The sequence below is a fragment of the Marinicella litoralis genome (assembly GCF_002591915.1).
Lineage (GTDB): Bacteria > Pseudomonadota > Gammaproteobacteria > Xanthomonadales > Marinicellaceae > Marinicella > Marinicella litoralis.
Map to the genome: position 1 here is coordinate 175,989 of NZ_NIHB01000002.1, position 19,207 is coordinate 195,195.

General features: G+C 41.0%; 16 protein-coding genes. 9 read left to right on the plus strand and 7 right to left on the minus strand.

The genetic code is table 11. The features are described 5' to 3' along the window. The first annotated feature begins 97 nt into the window (after positions 1 to 97). The 4 genes from CCS90_RS07335 to CCS90_RS07350 all read left to right on the plus strand — a co-directional run bounded on the left by CCS90_RS07335 (position 98) and on the right by CCS90_RS07350 (position 2,049). Positions 98 to 397 carry a c-type cytochrome gene (locus tag CCS90_RS07335; protein WP_099018903.1) on the plus strand — a complete coding sequence of 100 codons (300 nt, stop codon included), beginning with the start codon at positions 98 to 100 and terminating at the stop codon, positions 395 to 397. Between the two features lie 128 nt (positions 398 to 525). After that, positions 526 to 834 (plus strand): c-type cytochrome, encoded by a 309-nt coding sequence (locus CCS90_RS07340; protein WP_099018904.1) that lies wholly within the window; start codon positions 526 to 528, stop codon positions 832 to 834. A gap of 12 nt (positions 835 to 846) precedes the next feature. Continuing rightward, positions 847 to 1,173 carry a c-type cytochrome gene (locus tag CCS90_RS07345; RefSeq protein WP_099018905.1) on the plus strand — a complete coding sequence of 109 codons (327 nt, stop codon included), beginning with the start codon at positions 847 to 849 and terminating at the stop codon, positions 1,171 to 1,173. A gap of 78 nt (positions 1,174 to 1,251) precedes the next feature. Continuing rightward, a complete protein-coding gene (locus tag CCS90_RS07350) occupies positions 1,252 to 2,049 on the plus strand; it encodes an SDR family NAD(P)-dependent oxidoreductase (protein WP_099018906.1) in 798 nt (265 codons plus the stop codon). 68 nt (positions 2,050 to 2,117) lie between these two features. Here the strand turns inward: CCS90_RS07350 and CCS90_RS07355 are convergent, their stop codons facing one another. From CCS90_RS07355 to CCS90_RS07365, 3 genes are all read right to left on the minus strand, one after another. Next, a complete protein-coding gene (locus CCS90_RS07355; protein ID WP_099018907.1) occupies positions 2,118 to 7,034 on the minus strand; it encodes an NAD-glutamate dehydrogenase in 4,917 nt (1,638 codons plus the stop codon). Positions 7,035 to 7,364: 330 nt separating this feature from the next. After that, positions 7,365 to 7,976, minus strand: coding sequence for a glutathione S-transferase family protein (locus tag CCS90_RS07360; RefSeq protein WP_099018908.1), 612 nt, complete (start codon positions 7,974 to 7,976; stop codon positions 7,365 to 7,367). Between the two features lie 99 nt (positions 7,977 to 8,075). Further along, positions 8,076 to 10,043, minus strand: coding sequence for a reprolysin-like metallopeptidase (locus CCS90_RS07365; RefSeq protein ID WP_099018909.1), 1,968 nt, complete (start codon positions 10,041 to 10,043; stop codon positions 8,076 to 8,078). Positions 10,044 to 10,294: 251 nt separating this feature from the next. Between CCS90_RS07365 and CCS90_RS07370 the strand changes: the two genes are divergently transcribed. Further along, on the plus strand, positions 10,295 to 11,215 hold the full coding sequence (locus CCS90_RS07370; protein ID WP_099018910.1) for an ArsR/SmtB family transcription factor: 921 nt from the start codon (positions 10,295 to 10,297) through the stop codon (positions 11,213 to 11,215). Continuing rightward, positions 11,215 to 14,874, plus strand: coding sequence for a methionine synthase (metH, locus tag CCS90_RS07375; protein ID WP_099018911.1), 3,660 nt, complete (start codon positions 11,215 to 11,217; stop codon positions 14,872 to 14,874). The genes CCS90_RS07370 and metH overlap by 1 nt, the downstream gene beginning before the upstream one ends. Here metH and CCS90_RS07380 read toward each other — a convergent pair whose 3' ends face one another. Beyond that, positions 14,875 to 15,297, minus strand: coding sequence for a hypothetical protein (locus CCS90_RS07380; protein ID WP_099018912.1), 423 nt, complete (start codon positions 15,295 to 15,297; stop codon positions 14,875 to 14,877). A gap of 275 nt (positions 15,298 to 15,572) precedes the next feature. Here CCS90_RS07380 and CCS90_RS07385 point away from each other — a divergent pair, with 275 nt between their 5' ends. Then, positions 15,573 to 16,163 (plus strand): transferase hexapeptide repeat family protein, encoded by a 591-nt coding sequence (locus CCS90_RS07385; protein ID WP_099018913.1) that lies wholly within the window; start codon positions 15,573 to 15,575, stop codon positions 16,161 to 16,163. 2 nt (positions 16,164 to 16,165) lie between these two features. Here the strand turns inward: CCS90_RS07385 and CCS90_RS07390 are convergent, their stop codons facing one another. After that, positions 16,166 to 16,993: a hypothetical protein gene (locus CCS90_RS07390; protein WP_099018914.1), complete on the minus strand. Its 828-nt coding sequence runs from the start codon at positions 16,991 to 16,993 to the stop codon at positions 16,166 to 16,168. Positions 16,994 to 17,068: 75 nt separating this feature from the next. Here CCS90_RS07390 and CCS90_RS15055 point away from each other — a divergent pair, with 75 nt between their 5' ends. Then, complete coding sequence (locus CCS90_RS15055) at positions 17,069 to 17,440, plus strand: hypothetical protein (RefSeq protein ID WP_133566545.1); 372 nt, start codon at positions 17,069 to 17,071, stop codon at positions 17,438 to 17,440. A gap of 5 nt (positions 17,441 to 17,445) precedes the next feature. Here the strand turns inward: CCS90_RS15055 and CCS90_RS07400 are convergent, their stop codons facing one another. Further along, entirely contained in the window at positions 17,446 to 17,784 is a 339-nt protein-coding gene (locus CCS90_RS07400) for a 4a-hydroxytetrahydrobiopterin dehydratase (protein ID WP_099018916.1), read from the minus strand. Between the two features lie 10 nt (positions 17,785 to 17,794). Further along, positions 17,795 to 18,604 (minus strand): phenylalanine 4-monooxygenase, encoded by an 810-nt coding sequence (gene phhA, locus CCS90_RS07405; RefSeq protein ID WP_099018917.1) that lies wholly within the window; start codon positions 18,602 to 18,604, stop codon positions 17,795 to 17,797. 129 nt (positions 18,605 to 18,733) lie between these two features. On the opposite strand from phhA, the gene CCS90_RS07410 reads away from it, so the two are divergent. Further along, on the plus strand, positions 18,734 to 19,195 hold the full coding sequence (locus tag CCS90_RS07410; RefSeq protein WP_099018918.1) for an Lrp/AsnC family transcriptional regulator: 462 nt from the start codon (positions 18,734 to 18,736) through the stop codon (positions 19,193 to 19,195). The last annotated feature ends 12 nt before the right edge of the window (positions 19,196 to 19,207 follow it).

Here is a 19,207-nt window from a genome sequence, read left to right on the forward strand (position 1 = left end):
AAAAGGCAGAAAAGAGTCCCTCTTTTTATTACATATTGATTTTTAATTCACCTGTAAAATGATAACCTTGCCTCACGATTAAAAATTGGAATATATCATGAAAAAACGCACCCTCTTTGTATTTATATCAGTCCTGTTTTCACTTCCAGCTATGGCAGGTGATGTCGCAGCAGGCAAAGCCAAATCTGCCGTTTGTGCTGCTTGCCATGGTGCCGATGGCATCAGCCCAACACCCATTTGGCCTAACCTGGCCGGACAAAAAGAAGCCTATTTGGTCAAACAAATCAAAGCATTCAAAAGTGGTGAAAGAAAAGACCCAAGCATGGCCCCAATGGTTGCTGGGTTAAGTGATGCGGACATTGAAAATTTAGCCGCTTATTATGCCAGCTTAAAATAAAGCTTAATATATTAACTGTTTCACTAAAGGGTTGTATTTCAACCCTTTTTTTTCGGAATTAATTTGAATTCGATTGAGTCATCATGCCTATCTGACTATAATGGGCGTTTTATTAAATTTGGATTAAAATGAAAACAATATTGATACTGGCATTGATGATTTTATCTTTCCAAGCATTGGCAGCAGGCGATGCAGAGAACGGTAAAAAAATAGCTTATACTTGTACCGGTTGTCATGGCATTCCATTTTATCAAAACACCTATCCTCGTTACCACGTTCCACGTTTAGGTGGCCAAAACGAAGCTTATATTCAATTGGCATTGAAAGCGTATCGTTCAGGTGAAAGAAGTCACCCAACCATGCAAGCGCAGGCAGGTAACTTAACGGATCAGGACATCGCTGATATTGCCGCTTATTTCAATACTTTTAACAAATAACAGGAAGTCATCATGAAAAACATATTTTTATTAAGTCTACTGGTATTTGCTTCAGCTACATACGCTGGTGACGCTGAATTAGGAAAAGCCAAAGCAGAACAAGTTTGTAAAACTTGTCATGGTATGGATGGTGCTGGAATAGACGACACTTACCCTAAGTTAGCGGGCCAATACGCTGATTACATGGCTCAGGCTTTGAAAGATTACAGATCTGGCGCCAGAAAAAATGCCATCATGTCTGGCTTTGCCGCCACATTGACAGATGAAGACATTGAAAATGTTGCCAAGTATTATTCAACCCTGAAAGAAGGTCGCTTAACCGATCTAACCATCAAGTAAGCCAATACAACTTCCAAAGGCCAGTTTACTGGTCTTTTTTTTGGCATTAAACTGCCACCTTAAAGAAAAAACAAAATCATGAAAAATAAATGGGCATTGATCACTGGAGCTTCAGCAGGCATAGGTGCTGAATTTGCTCATCAACTGGCAGTCAAAGGCTGGCATTTATTGTTGGTTGCCAGGCGTGAAGAAAAGTTATTGGAGTTACAAAAAAAATTAATTGAAAATCAATCAATTAACTGCCTCGTTTTACCTAAAGACTTAAGTCAAACTTCGGCCAACCAAGAGATCTATAACTACTGCCAACAACAAGGCATTCAAATTTCAATGTTGGTCAACAATGCTGGCTACGGTGTTCCTGGTGATTTCGATTCAGTTGATTGGAAAACCCATCATGACATGCTCCAGTTGATGCTGACTTCGGTGGTCGAACTGACTCACCTGTTCTACCCCAACATGAAAAACAATCAAAATGGTTTTGTGATTAACGTGGCCTCATTGGCGGGTTTTGCACCACCCACAGCTGGCCACACTTTATACGGAGCCGTTAAATCCTTCGTGATAAAATTCAGCCACTCATTACACCTTGAAGCCAAGGAACATGGCGTTCATGTAACGGCGTTGTGCCCTGGCTTTACCTATACAGAATTTCATGACGTCAATGGCACCAGAAACATGGTAAATAAAATGTCATCAAAATTATGGATGAGTGCCAATGATGTTGTCAGCCAAGGCATTGCTGCGGTAGAAAAAAACCAAGTGGTGTTGATCAATGGTTGGCGCAACAAAGCCATCGCAACTTTGGTCAAAATACTACCCGATCGTTTAGTCAGGTTTTTAATGCAAGGCAGTGTCGCTAAATTCAGAAAACGGTGAATTTAGCCTGAGTATTAACTGGGTATAACCACTGCCTAATGATTGTACCCAGTCAATGACCAAAACATTTATTTGGTCGCTGCCACCAAATGACTCAGTGTGTTGATGGCAACCATGATGGTAGGATAATCAATTTGTTTTTCTACTTTAATGGAAGACATCATGTCTTTAACATTCTTCACCTTTTGACCAAACTCTTGATTCCATTGTGTCAATGATTTTTCACTGTCCTGTTTCTTACCATAACGCTTTAACAAGGACGAAGTCAGCTGCGCATGGTAATCACTCAAATCATCACGCAAGCCACCACGAGCATGAACATGCCACTGATTACTTACCTTAAGTTTCTCAATCATGTTCTGCAACCAAATCAAATTCAACATTTTACCCAGTGGGAAATACATGTCTGCTGCTTTTTTAACGGTAACGCCCTGCTCATTGGCTACCATAACCACATCCAAAGCGGCACTTAAATAAGGCAAGGCAGCAATGTCATGGGCTAAGTTTTTGGCAAATTTTTGCTTACTCAAAGCGTTGATAACCCGCTCCATAGAAACGCGATCTGTGTCACTGATGTATTTGGCAAAATCTTTTCTGAACTGTGAAACACCCTTGCTTAAATCATTGACATGTTTTGCAATGTCTAAATTATGACCGAGGTTATTCAGCACCCAGCGAATGGTTTGTCTAACAAACTTCCAAATCGCAACAAAGGCTTCAATTTGTTTTTCAAACTCGACTTTGCCATCTTGTGATTCGATGCCATGCCACAAATCATTTAAATTAAACAATTCGGTAACAATATAAAATGCCTGGCAAATCGCTCCGACATCAGCACCAGTATCCTCTTGCATCCGCATCACAAACGTGGCCCCCATGCGGTCAATGATTTGACTGGTTAAAATGGTGCCAATGATTTCACGTTTGAGTCTGTGATTGTCTAAATATTTATCATCGACTTGCTGTAATTTTTCAGGGAAGTAATTGATCATTAATCGACGTAACCAAGGGTCATCCAATACATTTGAACCAATCACCTGATCATACAAGTCTAGTTTTGAATAAGATAACAACACACACAGTTCTGGCCGAGTCAGCCCTTCTTTGCTTTTTCTTCTTCTTTCCAGTTCGGCATCATTCGGTAAGAACTCAATGTCACGATCCAACAAACCTTTGGCCTCCAAAGACCTGATCAAATGCGCTTTGGCACCCACTCGATTAGCACTTAAATGCGACATGAAACTGAGGGTTTGGGTTTGCATGTAGTTATTTTTCAACACCAACTCACTCACATCATCAGTCATTGAAGCCAACAATTTGTTGCGTGACTGCATGTCGTACAAATCATCTTCCATCATCGCTTTTAACAAAATTTTGATATTAACTTCGTGGTCTGAACAATCCACACCAGCAGAGTTGTCAATAAAATCGGTATTGACTTTACCGCCATTGTTGGCGAATTCAATTCGGCCTTCTTGTGTCATTCCCAAGTTGCCACCTTCTCCAAAGACCTTACATTTCAACTGCTTACCGTCTACTCTTAATGCATTATTGGCACTGTCTCCAGCATCGGAATGAGATTCATTGGATGCTTTTACATAGGTACCAATACCACCATTCCAAATCAAATCAACTTCAGATAACAACAAGCGATTGATTAACTCTTGAGGAGCCAGTTCGTCTTCTTTGACCTTTAGCCAAGCTTTTACTTCAGGAGAAATGGGGATGGATTTATCAGAACGAGCATACACACCGCCTCCTTTTGAAATTAAAGAGGCGTCATAATCTTCCCAACTTGACCTTGGTAATTTAAATAAACGGTTTCGCTCTTTCCAAGAACTGGCAGAGTCAGGCTTTGGATCGAGGAATATGTGCATGTGATTGAAGGCCGCTTTTAGGCAGATGTGCTTAGATAACAACATGCCATTACCAAACACATCACCCATCATGTCACCAATACCGACCACTGAGAAATCTTCCGTTTGACAATCAACGCCCAATTCTCTGAAATGGCGTTTAACGGATTCCCAGGCGCCCCTGGCAGTGATTCCCATGCCTTTGTGATCATACCCTGCAGAACCACCTGATGCGAAAGCATCACCCAACCAAAAACCACGCGCCTCTGAAATGCCGTTGGCAATGTCTGAGAATGTCGCGGTTCCTTTATCCGCTGCCACCACCAAATAGGGATCATCCTCATCATGACGCACCACATTTTTAGGTGCAACGATGCGTTTTCCTTTGATGTTGTCGGTGATATCCAGCATGCTACCAATGAAAATTTTATAACAACTGACCACCTCAGCCATCACTTCATCACGTGAACCATTGGGTAGGTTTTTAACCACAAAACCACCTTTAGAACCCACGGGTACGATGATGGCATTTTTAACATTCTGCGCTTTCATCAATCCCAAAACTTCCGTTCTGAAATCTTCATAACGATCAGACCAACGCAAACCACCTCGAGCCACCTTACCCATTCTCAAATGAATCGCCTCAACCCTTGGAGAATAAACAAATATTTCTCTGAATGGCACAGGTTTAGGTAAAAAGGACAATTCAGATGAATTGAATTTCATGCTGATGGCCGGTTTAAAATCACCATTGGCTTCGGTTTGATAAAAATTGGTGCGCAACATCGCATTGATGGTATCAACCACATATCGAATGATTCGATCTTCGTCTTGTGATTTAACGGTATCCAATAAAGCTGTAATGACTTTGACCACTTTATCGGCCATGGTGTCACGGGCAAATTTACGACTTCTGATGTACTTATCGACGCAATCCTGTTGATACTGAGTCAGTTCAACATTCAAATGATTACATTGTATGCTGAATTTCTCACTGAATTTATCTAAATAAGCGCGCACTTCTTTGGTATCGACATGATCCAGTTTGGGTGAGAATTTTATGGTGAACAATTCAACCAACCACCGTGAAATGTGTGGGTGTTGGATCATTGCTTTTTCTATGTAATCCTTACTGTAAGGCAAACCGGTTTGTAGCAAATATTTAACCACGCCACGCAAAAAGTTGATTTGTCGCCACGTCAAACCACCTAATATAATCAACTTATTCAATGGATCTGATTCTAATTCGCCATTCACCACTTGGCCAAAGGCTTCATGGAATCTGGTTTTAACCAAATCCAACTCAAGTCCTTTGCCTGAAGCTAAATTCAAATCAAAATCTTGGATCCAAATACTCTGGCCAGAATTGATTTTTAATTCATAAGGCCGCTCACTGACCACATGTAGCCCTAAATTTTCTAAATCGGGCAAAACTTCACTGAGTGGGATGGTGTTATGAAACCTGAATACTTTGAAACGAAAATCACCTTGGCGTTTAATCCGCGGTTCATACAAGCTCATTTCAATGTCGTTTTCATTTTGTACTTTGTCCGCGTTTTCAACATCATAAGATGCCACCCATGGACTCACGTCTTCGGTGTATGCCACTGGAAACGAACCTTTGAACTTATCCATCATCCGCAGGCTTTCTTCTTGACCCAACCGTTCTTTCAGTGCCGCCGCTAGTTTATCTTCCCATGTGGTGACAATATCAATCACATCGGTTTTGATGTTTTCCAGAATAGTCTCATTGAATTGCGTGATGTCTCTGATAACAACATATAACCTGGCATAATGCGAATCATCAATGGCCACGGCATATTCAACTTCAACACCACCCACCGATGAAGCCAACAGGCTTTGGATTTTATGTCGCGTATTGGTATTAAATAAGTCTCTTGGTACATAAACCATGAACGAACAGAAGCGGTTGAATTTATCTCTTCTGGCGGTGACTTGAGTGGTGATTTTCTCTTGAATCACCAATGATTGGTAGACAGCGTGGAAAAGCTCTTTGGTATTGGACTGTAAAACTTCATCGCGTGGCATGGTATTGATGATGTGCATCAGCATTTTGCCAGAATGAGATTGTGAATCGAAACCAAACTGTCTGATCAATACTTTTATTTTGCTGTTGATATATGGAATTTTCAGTGCGTTGGTATTGGATGCAACTGATGTAAACAAACCAATAAAGCGGTGTTCAGCGATGACTTCCCCTTTGTTGTTGGTTTCCAACAACCCAATGTAATCTAAATTGCCTTTTCGGTGAATTTTTGAGATCACATTGACTTTGGTAATGACCACCAAATCTGATTGCTTTTTGATTTGGTAAGAATCAACCGATAATTGGCTGGCATCATTACCATCCGCATCCAACTGAGAACTGAGCAATCCCAAACCAGACTTTGCATCTGCCATCAATTGATCTTTTTTTCTGTTGTATTTTCGATAACCCAAGAAGGTGAAATTGTCTTCAACCAACCAATCAATAAAGGCTTGCTGTTCAGACCTGACTTTTTCATTGTCCAACACACCGATGGCTTGTTTGGCTTGGTTGATGGCGTCCAACATGGGTTGCCAATCATTCACTGCTTGCCTGATTTGCGAGAACACTTGATCTAAATAGTTTTGTAAGGCTTGCGCTTCTTTTTTGCTTTCTAATCGCTTGACTTCAATATAAATCAATGATTTTGCTTCGGTCTCACCTTTTTGCGATTTATCAATCAGCACACGTTGATTGTCTTCGCCTTTGATTTCAATGATCGGGTGCGAAATCAACTTGACAGTCAACCCAAATTCAGCACAGGCCATGGTTGCAGAATCAACCAAAAATGGGATGTTGTCATTGACCAGAAATATTTGGGAAACCGAACTGTCAACTTCAGATTGATTGACTTCAATGATCGGGTTCTTTAAACGCCGCACTGACATACTCTTGATCATGTCTGAAATGGTTTGGTACCAGTAATTTAATTCATGACTTTTGATTTCATCCATCGACATGTGCGTAAACAATTGCTTACCCAGCTGCTTTATGCTGTCGGAAAAGGGGGCATTACATTGATTGATATGCTTTGAAAACTTTTTGATGAACTTTTTGTGTTCTGCCGTAAGTAATGATTGCATCAGCTTCTCTTTATCAATTTGTCCTGTGACTCATGGGTACTACCATGAGGTTTATTTAACGTGCAGACGATTACAAGAGCTTGGAATCAACTCATTGCATATTGTCCCGCTTTATCAAAAAATAGGCCCATGTACATCTTGTACACTAAGAGCCAAGTGCAAACTGGATTTTAACTTTTTAATCAGCTGAAATATAGGGAATATAAAATTTAATCGCAGATTTTTTCTGTCATTTTAAGTCGCTGCGACAGAATAAAATTGCTTTCAAGCACCGCGCCAATTTATAAGGCCTGAAACAGCTTGTCATTGGACCAAACCAAAGACTCATTCTTATTGTGCATGATTCATTCCCACTTTGAAAGATTCCCTCTCACTCAGCATATCAAACCATTGTTTCACATTGGGAAATCGCTCATTAAGCAAATATACTTTCAGCGCATCCACAACTGGAAAAGCCGCAATATCAGCAATACTGAGTTGCTCACCTACCAGGTATTGTTGGTCAGCCAATTGTCGTTCAAACAACTGGTAAAAATCGATGGCCCTTTGCTGCAAGACTGTTGCGGCTTCAGGGTGTTTGGGTGAGACCAAACATTTCAGAAAAAAATGATTGAAAACATTGGTAGAAATGTCTGTTAACTGAAACAGCAACCATTCTAAAACTTGGGCTTTTATTCGCGGTTCATCAGGTAACAATTGTCGGGATTTTTCAGCCAAATATATCAATATGGTACCCGTTTGCGAAACCACAATCGGCGGGGTGATTGATAGGTCAACTATCACTGGTATCCTGCCTGAAGGATTCAATCTCAAGAATTTTGGCTGCTTTTGTGCACCCTGCATTAAATCAACCACGACCACATTGTATTCAATGTCCAACTCTTCGAGGGCAATGGCCACGGCTTTACCATTGAAGGTTCCATAGGAGTAAAAGTCAATCACATCAATCTCACACCATTAACTGTTTAACCCCATTATTTTATAAGCTTTATCAAAGGAATGAAACCTTTTCACTCCTTTGGTTTGGGTCGACTCCACAACTTAAAGTGGGCTTTCAAATCCGTCTTCAAAGATCAAATCGTTACCAATAATAGTGAAATTGCTGTTTGAAACATCAAAGAACACATGGTCTGAGCACTGAACTCTTATGCGAACTTGATCTGAGTCTACGTTGGGAACTTCAATATTCTGAATACCGTCATTGGCGGCGCCTGAAACAACACTGAAAAAATGCCCGCCGCCATTGATCGTCATCATGATATCAACCGCTGAACAACTGACAGGAGGTGAATCTGTATTGGCCACATCCCAGGTAACGTCCATCGAATCATAAGCATTGAATGTGAGCGCTGAGTTGGGATAAGTCACCAAAAACGGCCCACTGTTACCAGCCACCGATACCGCGTATTCAACGGTATTGAATGCACCACCGTTCAGTTCATTGTCTCTGGCCGTCATTCTGAAGCTTAAATCCCGCTCATAAGAGGGTAAAATTTCACCTTTGGTTTGGGTATTATTTAGAATATCTGACCATTGGGGAAAGGCTCTACAGCCAGACGGACTGGCCAGAAAACTTCTGAATATGGGGGCATTTCCTGTCGGTGAATTGGGAGAACCTGCTGGGCCTAAATCATATTGTTCCCAACTGTAAGTTAAGTTATTGTCATTGGTATCAATATCCGTGGCATCTGCACACAGTTCAAAGGGGGTGTCACTGGGAATGGTTAAACCAGTTGGTGACTCGACTGTTATGGTTGGCGCCACGTTATTGGTGAGCAATAAATTGGCACAAGAAGCACCGGCGTTAGCAGTAACATAGGTGTTCATTTGATCCAATGACCTGGCATGAAAATATGGGTCAGAATTATTTTGTAAGTTATCCGAACCACAAATGCCGGCATATCCTTGAATGGTAGAGGCACTGCCTGGTTCATACGCTGAATTGGCTGAACGATTTCCGCCTCCACAGGCACCAGTGACAGAATTAAAGGTGTGACTGCCACCCCATTGATGTCCCATTTCATGTGCCACATAGTCTACCCAAAACACGTCTCCAGTTGGACTGCCAAGCCCGGTAACACCACCTGCCTTAGAACCTGACTGACAGGGAACACCTAAATAAGCAACACCACCACCGCCGGTGCTGAATACATGGCCAATGTCATAATTCGCATCACCAATCACTGCGTCTATGTTGTTTTGGTTTTGACCCAACATGGCACCACCGCTGTTATTGGAATAAGGATCGGTTGAACTGTTGGTATAAACAATGGCATCATTATTGGCCACCAAAATCATGCGGATACCCAGCTCATTTTCGTAAATACCGTTTACTCGAACCATCGACGTCACAATGGCAGCCAAACCAGAGTCAACCGTTCCACCGTGAAAGGCCGTGTACTCGCCGGTGGCCGCCACAGCCAAGCGATACCGTTTCAAAGTCAATTCATTGATGGGTGCTGTGCCTCTGGTTGATCCCGATTTAATTTCATGATCATGATCTGCTACACCACAATTCCATGCCTGGTGCTTATTGCTATAATCGTTTCTGTAATAACTTGCATACAGGCCATTGCTTTGTTGACTGATTGGGTCAATCCAATAAGACTTCCCACCACCCAAACTCATGGCATGTAAGCCATTTGGTGTGATATCCATATAAATAGTTTCCGCAGGATTGTTGATGTTAAACCCATGAAATGTTTGAATTTCTGGAATTTTGTTTTTCAGCCCCTCCTCCATCATCTCATACACCGCTATTTGATATTCTGCCACCCCGCCGTCTGGTAGAGGTAATGCCACTGTGCTGTGCTTTTTTATCGCCATTTCCTGATTTATTTGTGCCTTAAAGGCAACTAAATCTAATTCCAAGGCCCTGAATTTATCTGGATGAACGTTTATTTCTTGTACTGATGACCACATTTCACTCGACGAGATGTCCTGCCAATTAGAGTTGGCTGCAAATACCAAATGAGGAGTCAGGCTTAACAGCCAAATTATATTTTTCATTCTTTACCTCTGAAATAGTTTGATTGAATCACAATGACTCAATTCAATGATTTTAAATGGCAGATTATTATCTATTTTTCGACCCTGATGTTAGAACGCCATCACTTTTTTGTCTATTGACACCATATTAAGGATTAAAATCACAACCAAAGTTTCCAAGAACAATAAGACATACACCCTATTTAATGCTTGTAAATTCACAATAATAGCCTAAAATTCAATATATCTCTTAATCAAGATACAAAGATATAATGAATTTAAATGACTTGTTCAAAACACTGGCTGATGAATCTCGCATACGCCTGATTCTGTTACTACAACAACAGGAGTTGACGGTTGCAGAACTGGCAGAAATCACACGTTTGGCACAACCACGCGTTTCAACCCACCTGTCACATTTAAAGAAAAACCACTTGGTTCAAGTCAGAAAACAAGGGGTCAGTTCATTTTATCGCCTCAACAGCAATCAATTTGATTCCGATTACTCAGGTATCTTGGATATGGTGATCAAACATTATGCCGGCCATCCATTGATTGCTCAGGACAACAAACAATTGTCATTGGTGATGTCCAGTCAAGCCGCTTCTAACCAATGGGTAGACTCTGTGGCTGGGGACATGGAAAGACATTATTCCCCTGGGCGAACTTGGGAAGCAACCACTCGGGTGGTGGCCAAACTGGTTTCATTGGGTCATGTCCTTGACCTCGGTTCAGGCGATGGTGTTCTGGCAGAATTATTGGCAAAAAACTCTCAACAATACACCTGTGTTGACAACAACGCCAAAGCCATTGAAGCGGCAAAATTCAGACTGAAGCATTTAGATAACGTCCACTTTCGCCAATGCGATATCCATGAGCTGCCATTTAAAGACAATCAATTCGATTGTGTGTTGATGCTCCATGTTCTGACTTATTCTACTCGTCCCGAAGAAGTGATTAAGCAAGCCTATCAAGTATGTAAACCAGGCGGTCAATTGATCATTTCAACCTTACAAAAACACAACCATGAATCAGTTAAAGTCGATTATGGACATAAAAACCTGGGCTTTGAAGCTGATCAATTGAATCAATGGTGTACAGCGGCTGGATTCAGCCAAATTGATGCCGTGATCAGTTCACAAGAACAAAGAAAACCACATTTTAAAATCGTCACTGTAGAAGCCAATAAATAATGAATGCAAATAAAACCAACACCCGAGATCAAATCATGGCTCATTTGCAACAAAGGATTTTGTTGTTAGATTCTGCCATGGGCACCAAGATTCAAACCTTGAAATTACAGGAAAATGATTATCGAGGTGAATTACTGCAAAACCACTCAGATGATTTGAAAGGCAATAATGATATTTTATCGTTGACCCAACCACAAATCATACAAGACATTCATGAACAAAACTTAGCAGCTGGATCTGACTTTGTTGAAACCAATACTTTCAATGCCACCCGCATTGCTCAAGCGGATTATGCCACCGAACATTTGACCTTTGAAATCAACAAGCAATCTGCCCAACTTGCAAAACAAGCCTGCGACAAATACAACAGTACTGAAAAACCCCGTTGGGTGATTGGTGTGCTGGGACCGACCAACCGCACCGCATCCATATCACCAGACATCAATCGACCAGAATACCGCAATGTCACCTTCGATGAGTTGGTGACAGCCTACACCGAAGCCACCTTGGGCTTGATTGAAGGGGGTGCAGATGTGTTGATGGTGGAAACCATATTTGATACCTTGAATGCCAGGGCTGCCTTGTTTGCGCTACAAAGTGTACTAGAAACGCAACAATCAGCCATTCCCATCATGATCTCAGGAACCATAGTTGACGCCAGTGGCAGAACCTTATCGGGACAAACCTTGGCGGCCTTTTACCACTCAATTCGTCATGTTAAACCATTGGCCATAGGTTTAAACTGTGCCCTGGGCGCTGACGATTTAATCCCATACATCAAAGAATTGTCTGACATTTGTGACTGTTATGTCAGTATCCATCCCAATGCGGGCTTACCCAATGAACTCGGTGAATATGACCACAGCCCTGAACACATGGCAGATATCATGCAACAAATGGTGGCCTATGGTCACATCAACATCATGGGCGGCTGCTGTGGTACCACGCCAGATCACATTGCTGCCATGTCTGAACTGGCCACCCAGCACCCACCCAGGCAAATTCCGGAATTGCCCACTTACTGTCGCTTGTCGGGTTTAGAACCCTTGACCATCACCCCTGAAATGAATTTCATCAACGTGGGTGAACGAACCAATGTCACCGGTTCAATCAAATTCAAAAGGTTGATCAAAGAAAATGACCTTCAAACAGCCTTAGAGGTGGCCCAAGAACAAGTGGACAATGGCGCTCAAATCATTGACATCAATATGGATGAAGGTTTGATTGATTCCAAGGAAATGATGGTTACGTTTTTGAATTTAATTGGTTCAGAGCCCAATATTGGTCGTGTACCCATCATGTTGGACTCTTCCAAATGGGAAGTCTTGGAAGCCGGTTTACAACACATCCAAGGCAAAGGCGTGGTTAATTCTATCAGTCTCAAAGAAGGCGAAGCTGAATTCATTAAACAGGCTCAATTGGCGCAAAAATATGGTGCTGCTGTTATTGTCATGGCATTTGATGAAACCGGTCAAGCTGACAGTTATGAACGCAAGATTCAAATTTGCCAACGTTCTTATGACGTACTGACCAAACAAATAGGGTTTGCCCCTGAAGACATTATTTTTGACCCCAATATATTTGCCATAGGCACCGGCATAGAAGAGCACAACAATTACGGTAAAGATTTTATCGATGCCACTCGTTGGATCAAAGCCAATTTACCCCATGCCATGGTATCAGGCGGGGTATCAAACATCTCTTTTTCTTTTCGGGGTAACAACCCGTTGCGTGAAGCGATTCATTCGGTGTTTTTATACCATGCCATCCAAGCGGGTATGGACATGGGTATTGTCAATGCCGGACAATTGACAGTTTATGATGACATTCCGACTGAGATTAAAGACAAAATCGAAGATTTGTTGTTCAATCGAGATGCCAATGCCACTGAAGAATTACTGACTTTGGCCCAAGGCATGCAAGGCAGCCAACAAGACGACTCTGATAAGTTAGCGTGGCGGGAGTTACCGGTCAAACAGCGCATCAATCATTCTTTAGTGCATGGCATCATTGATTTCATTGAAACCGATGCCGAAGCAGCCATGGACATACACAATGATCCACTGTCAGTAATTGAAGGCCCATTGATGGATGGCATGAATGTGGTGGGTGATTTGTTTGGTGAAGGTAAAATGTTTTTACCGCAAGTGGTTAAATCGGCGCGGGTAATGAAAAAAGCAGTGGCTTGGTTAACCCCGCACATTGAAGCACAGAAAGGCCGACAACAAGCCAAAGGTAAAATCATCATGGCCACTGTTAAAGGCGATGTGCACGACATTGGTAAAAACATCGTTGGCGTGGTGTTGGGCTGCAATAATTATGAAATCATCGATTTAGGCGTGATGGTGCCCGCTGAGAAAATTCTCAAAGCCGCAGTCGACCACCAGGCTGACATCATAGGCCTTTCAGGGCTGATCACACCTTCATTGGATGAAATGTGCTATGTCGCTGAACTGATGAAAACCAAAGGCATGAATTTACCACTGCTGATTGGTGGTGCGACCACTTCCAGAACCCACACGGCATTGAAAATTGAACCCGAATACGACCAAGCCACCGTTTGGGTCAAAGATGCGTCACGTGCAGTGGGTGTGGTGGCCAAACTTCTCTCAGAAATAGAACAAGATGAATTCAGTGCCAGCATCAAAACGGAATACCACCAAATTCGCGAACGCCGAAAAAATCGCAGTGGCATTAAAAATTTAATCAGTTTAGCACAAGCCAGAAACAATGCTCTTAAATTGAATTGGTCTGAATTTAAACCCGCACAACCTCAGTTCACTGGCACCAAAGTGCTTGATAACACCTCTTTAGCCACCTTACGTGACTACATCGATTGGACACCATTTTTCCAAACTTGGGAATTACATGGTAAATACCCTGATATTTTGAGTGATGAAGTGGTCGGTGAAAGTGCCTCTGAACTGTACCAAGATGCAGTGGCCATGCTGGATCAAATCATCCGCGAGGAATGGTTACAATGCAAAGCCGTGTTTGGCTTCTTTCCAGCCCATTCTGAGGGTGATGACGTGATCATCAAAAAAGACGGAACTCAACACAGGTTAGTGAACCTCAGACAACAGGCCAACAAGCCAAAAGCCAACCTGTGCCTCAGTGATTTTATTGCACCTGAAGCAGCCAAGCTCAATGACCACATCGGTGCTTTTGCAGTCACCACAGGCATCGGCATTGAACAACATGTTGAACGGTTTGAAGCCAACAACGACGATTACAACAGCATATTACTCAAAGCCCTGGCAGACCGATTGGCCGAAGCTTATGCCGAATACCTCCATCAACAAGTCAGAATCAATTATTGGGGTCATGACCAAAACGAAACATTGACTAACGAAGAACTGATCAAAGAAAAATACCAAGGCATCCGACCGGCTCCAGGCTACCCAGCTTGCCCAGACCACACCCAGAAAGAACTGCTGTTTGATTTGCTCGATGTGACGAAAAATACCGGCATTGAGTTAACTTCTGGTTTAACCATGTACCCAGCTTCATCTGTCAGTGGCTTTTACTATGCCCACCCCGATTCGCAGTATTTCGTGGTTGGCAAGATCAAAAATGAACAAGTTGAAGATTACGCGCAACGAAAAAATGTATCTGTTAAAGCAGCCCAAAAAGCGCTGAGACCAAATTTAGAAGATTGATTATTGAATTGCTTGCTTAGCCCATGAAACAGGGTCATCAGTCTCAATAAAATCTGGATCAACCCAGAGCAAACCATCAGCTTCGTTTGCCAATGTTGCAGCCGCCATCATTGCTGCTACCACAGATTCTTCGGGAAGTCCTGCAGCAATTGAAAAGCCTACACAAATATCACGTTTTTGAAGACGATTGGCTAATGCGTAATCGGTGGTCGGATCAAACATGGTATCCTCGAGTACATCATAGTAATATTCAAAACCTGCTTCCTGACCATCTAACTTGCACGGTAGCATCCCCGACATAATTTTGGTATCAAAGCTCGGGTACAGGTCAACCGAAAACCCTGCCAATTCAATTTTCTCTTGCCAATCATTTCGTGAAAGCATTTTATTACCTTCAATAAAAACATTGATATCTAGTGACATTTGTTACTCTCCACTTTTTGCAAACTTATGATTATATTACATGTTCTAGCAATAAAAATATAACCGAGTCAATCAAAATTTAAAAATGACTGATTTGAATTTCTACACTTTTAAGTGCGTCAGAACTGACATGCGATCAAGTCTACCAATCATGGGTTATAAATAAAATGATGATGTTGAATCAAATCCAAATGACTTAAGCACACTGAGCCTGTCTAAGTGTTTTATAATATGCCAATGCCATTAGAAACAACATTAACAACAGGTGATGCCACATGAGTTTTTATGAAATAGATGGGGTTCGACCCGTCGTTAATCCCTCAAGTTTTGTCCACCCAACCGCATCGGTCATTGGCCATGTGGTGATTGGAAAAAACTGCTACGTTGGACCGCATGCCAGTTTGCGTGGTGATTTTGGTAAGATTGTTTTAGAAGATGGCGTTAATTTCCAAGATGGTTGTATTGCGCATTGTTTTCCCGGTGGCGAGACACGAGTGCGTAAAAATGGTCACATCAGTCATGGTGCCGTATTACATGGCTGCGACATTGGAGAAAACTCGATGGTAGGCATTCAAACGGTGGTGATGGACAATGCCAAAATAGGCAAGGAATGCATGATTGCTGCCCTGAGCTACATCAAACCCAATTTTGCAGCCCCTGCCCGCTCAATCATTGCTGGGTCGCCGGCAGAAATCAAAAAACAAGTCACAGACCAGCAAATGATTTGGAAAACCGAAGGCACTGCTGTATACCAGCATTTGGCACAGCGTTGTTTGGATACCTTACACCAGTGTGAAGCACTGGAGTCAGTTGATGATCAATATTTAGCCGGAAAATTAAATATCAAAAACTTTAAACCTCTTTAAGTTTAATTAGGGTTAATTAAATTTAAACATCTTATTGAATCATAATTTTGTGTAGGGTATAGCTTATTTGAAGGCAAATATACAGTTTCAATTATCTGCTCTTCAGTTAAGTCTAGAATTGTTTCATCTTCATATACAATACTAATCAAATCAGGAAATACGCAAATGTTTTCAATGTCCCAAATTTCAAATCTCTTACTCGATATTGCACCGGGAGGCGTTCGGTCTAAAACTTCAATTTCAATTGGAACAAACGGTGTAGATTTTTCCACTATTGAATTTAGTGGATAAAATGACATATTAATTGACTTTATCACTTTATCAGAAGCGTTCAATATTTCTACAAAGCCTTCATTAATATCAAGAGACTTATTTCTATCAACTTCAATTCTTTTAATAATAAAAGGCTTCGCTAATTTATGAGCAAAATTCAAATAGTAATCATTTTCAAATTCCATAGATATTATTGGGCCAAAATCATATCTTTTAAACCACTTAACTCCAACCATAGAAATTCCTTTTATTTTTTTTTCTTCCTTGGCTCCTATGTTTTGAAACAGCAATTGTGGGTATGAGTAAGAAACTTTTGAATGTAATCCATTTTTATCAAAACGATCAAAGTCTAACCAAGTCCAAATAATTGCATATTCAGAATCGTTTTTTAAATAACCGCTCATTTTGCCATTAGATTTAACTTTCAAATTCGTAAAATGCAAATTAAAACCTTCATTTTCAAATGTAGGACTATACTCTTCTCTTACTTCATACTTACCTTTTCCCAATAAGCTAAAGCTTAAAATACTCAAGAACAAAATTAATATTTTTTTCATATTTAATTACATTATTATTTTAAATAATAAAACAATAATAGTTATACTAAGCTTTTGAATCAATAATTTTTAATTATGAAAATTACAACTCTTACCTTGATAACATTTATATTACTTTCATTCAATTCAAATTCTCAAACAGTAAATGATGTGCCAATGGCCGACATTGACAGTAATTACATTCAAGTTTCAGCTTATAACAAGTTTATGAGTAATAAGCTAAAAGTTCATTTGGACTTCGGACAATTCAATAGTATTTGGAAATCAAAAGACACCCAGTTGAGAGGACGCGATGGCAAAATGATACAGTTCAATTCAGTCGCTCAGCTATTGAATTATATGACTGAAAATGGATATGAACTCATTAGTTTTAATACTTATGCAATAGATAACGCATTAGGTCATACTGTTTACTCAAACATGTTGTTGAAAAAGATAAAAAAATAAATCTATCAAACCAAACCATCAACCTTCTTGGCACAAATAAAATCATTGGTGGTCAATCCTTTGGCCTCATGTGTGGTCAATCTTACCCTACAATAATTATATCCAAATTCAACATCTGGATGGTGCCCTTGTTGATCTGCCATAGCAGCCACCGCATTGACAAAAAACATGGTTTTGCTGAAATTTTTAAAGTTGAATGAACGCTTGATAGACACTGCTTCCGGCAGATATTGCCATGCTGGGTTTATCGTTTGCATATAGGATTTGATTTGATCCTGGGACAAAGCATTCATCCCGCCCTGACAGGGTTGGCATTGTGTTTCTAGGGTGTCTGAATTGTTCATGATGTTTTGCCTAACAAGCTTTGGCCAATAAATGATGTGGATCCTGCAAACCCATTTTACGGGCTTGCAGGATATCAATCACTAAATTTCTGGCTGAAATTTCAGCCAATTGATCAAAGGATTCCAACACATAATAAATGGGTTGTTTGATATCAATGCGATAAGGTGTGGTCAAAACATCCATCACATCGAACGGTCTCCTTTGAGGTGCTTCACTGCTTGCGGCATATATCAACTCTGTGGGAGAAGACGCTAACCCTGAACCCATCGGTACCACGCCATTGATGTTGTTTTTGTTTTTTATCAGGCCAAACTCAATGGTAAACCAATACAATCGAGCCAGCCAGGCATGGTTGTCTGCAGTGACATTGCTACCCAATTCTCCAATAAACTGAGAAAAGGCGGCCACCTGTGGATGAGTCAGTAAAGGGATATGACCAAATATTTCATGGAAAATATCAGGCTCTTTGACATAGGCAAAATCTTCCTGGCGTCTGATAAAAGAGGCCGCTGGAAATCGCTTATTCGCTAACATATTAAAAAATCGATCATAGGCAATCAGTGCTGGGACCGGCTCAACTTGCCAGCCATTCAATTTTTGTAATTTTTCTGATACTTCAGAACATTGAGGTATTCGATGACTTGGCAGGTCGATATGATGCAATCCCTCTATATACTCGTTGACCATGTGCCGGTGTACCAGACTGATTTGCGCTTGGTAAAGTTCAGACCACATGCGGTGTTCATTATCTGTGTAATGTATCAAGCCATAAGCATTGGCTTGTTTGGCTTGATATTGATTTGATGTGTATCTGGACATGTTTATTTAAAATGTAAGCGTGTGTCTATTTTAAGTACAAACATTGAAATATAATTCTTTAAATTCTTTATATTCTCGACACATTGAAATATAGTTCCTATTTACTCAATATTTATAGCATTAAATTCCATGAACGACTTAGACATCCATGATTTTAAGATTTTACAAGCCTTACAGAAAAACTCCAATATAAGCACCCAAGATCTGGCAGATCAGGTCAACTTATCAAAAACCCCTTGTTGGCGGCGAGTCAGAAAACTGGAAGAACTGGGCTACATCAAAAAGTATGTAGCGCTGCTTGACCACAAAAAGTTAGCACTTTCGGTGATGGCCTATGTTCAGGTATCCATGCTGAATCATGACTTAAATACTTTGCGAACCTTTGATGCTTTTGTAGAACAGAGTCCTTACATCCTTGATTGTAATTCGACTGCTGGAAACTTTGATTATGTGATGAAGGTGATCGCCAAAGACACCGAACAATTGGAAAGTTTTTTAATGCGAGACTTGCTCAGTGTCGGTGTGGTGCAATCCACCAACACCAACCTCATTTTAAGACAAAAGAAAAGCACCACAGAATTACCCTTATAAGTTTCTCATCGC

Coding starts and splice junctions, on each gene's coding strand:
- CCS90_RS07335 (WP_099018903.1), top strand. CDS start 98: ATGAAAAAACGCACCCTCTTTGTATTTATATCAGTCCTGTTTTCACTT.
- CCS90_RS07340 (WP_099018904.1), top strand. CDS start 526: ATGAAAACAATATTGATACTGGCATTGATGATTTTATCTTTCCAAGCA.
- CCS90_RS07345 (WP_099018905.1), top strand. CDS start 847: ATGAAAAACATATTTTTATTAAGTCTACTGGTATTTGCTTCAGCTACA.
- CCS90_RS07350 (WP_099018906.1), top strand. CDS start 1,252: ATGAAAAATAAATGGGCATTGATCACTGGAGCTTCAGCAGGCATAGGT.
- CCS90_RS07355 (WP_099018907.1), bottom strand. CDS start 7,034: ATGCAATCATTACTTACGGCAGAACACAAAAAGTTCATCAAAAAGTTT.
- CCS90_RS07365 (WP_099018909.1), bottom strand. CDS start 10,043: ATGAAAAATATAATTTGGCTGTTAAGCCTGACTCCTCATTTGGTATTT.
- CCS90_RS07370 (WP_099018910.1), top strand. CDS start 10,295: ATGAATTTAAATGACTTGTTCAAAACACTGGCTGATGAATCTCGCATA.
- metH (WP_099018911.1), top strand. CDS start 11,215: ATGAATGCAAATAAAACCAACACCCGAGATCAAATCATGGCTCATTTG.
- CCS90_RS07380 (WP_099018912.1), bottom strand. CDS start 15,297: ATGTCACTAGATATCAATGTTTTTATTGAAGGTAATAAAATGCTTTCA.
- CCS90_RS07385 (WP_099018913.1), top strand. CDS start 15,573: ATGAGTTTTTATGAAATAGATGGGGTTCGACCCGTCGTTAATCCCTCA.
- CCS90_RS07390 (WP_099018914.1), bottom strand. CDS start 16,993: ATGAAAAAAATATTAATTTTGTTCTTGAGTATTTTAAGCTTTAGCTTA.
- CCS90_RS15055 (WP_133566545.1), top strand. CDS start 17,069: ATGAAAATTACAACTCTTACCTTGATAACATTTATATTACTTTCATTC.
- CCS90_RS07400 (WP_099018916.1), bottom strand. CDS start 17,784: ATGAACAATTCAGACACCCTAGAAACACAATGCCAACCCTGTCAGGGC.
- phhA (WP_099018917.1), bottom strand. CDS start 18,604: ATGTCCAGATACACATCAAATCAATATCAAGCCAAACAAGCCAATGCT.
- CCS90_RS07410 (WP_099018918.1), top strand. CDS start 18,734: ATGAACGACTTAGACATCCATGATTTTAAGATTTTACAAGCCTTACAG.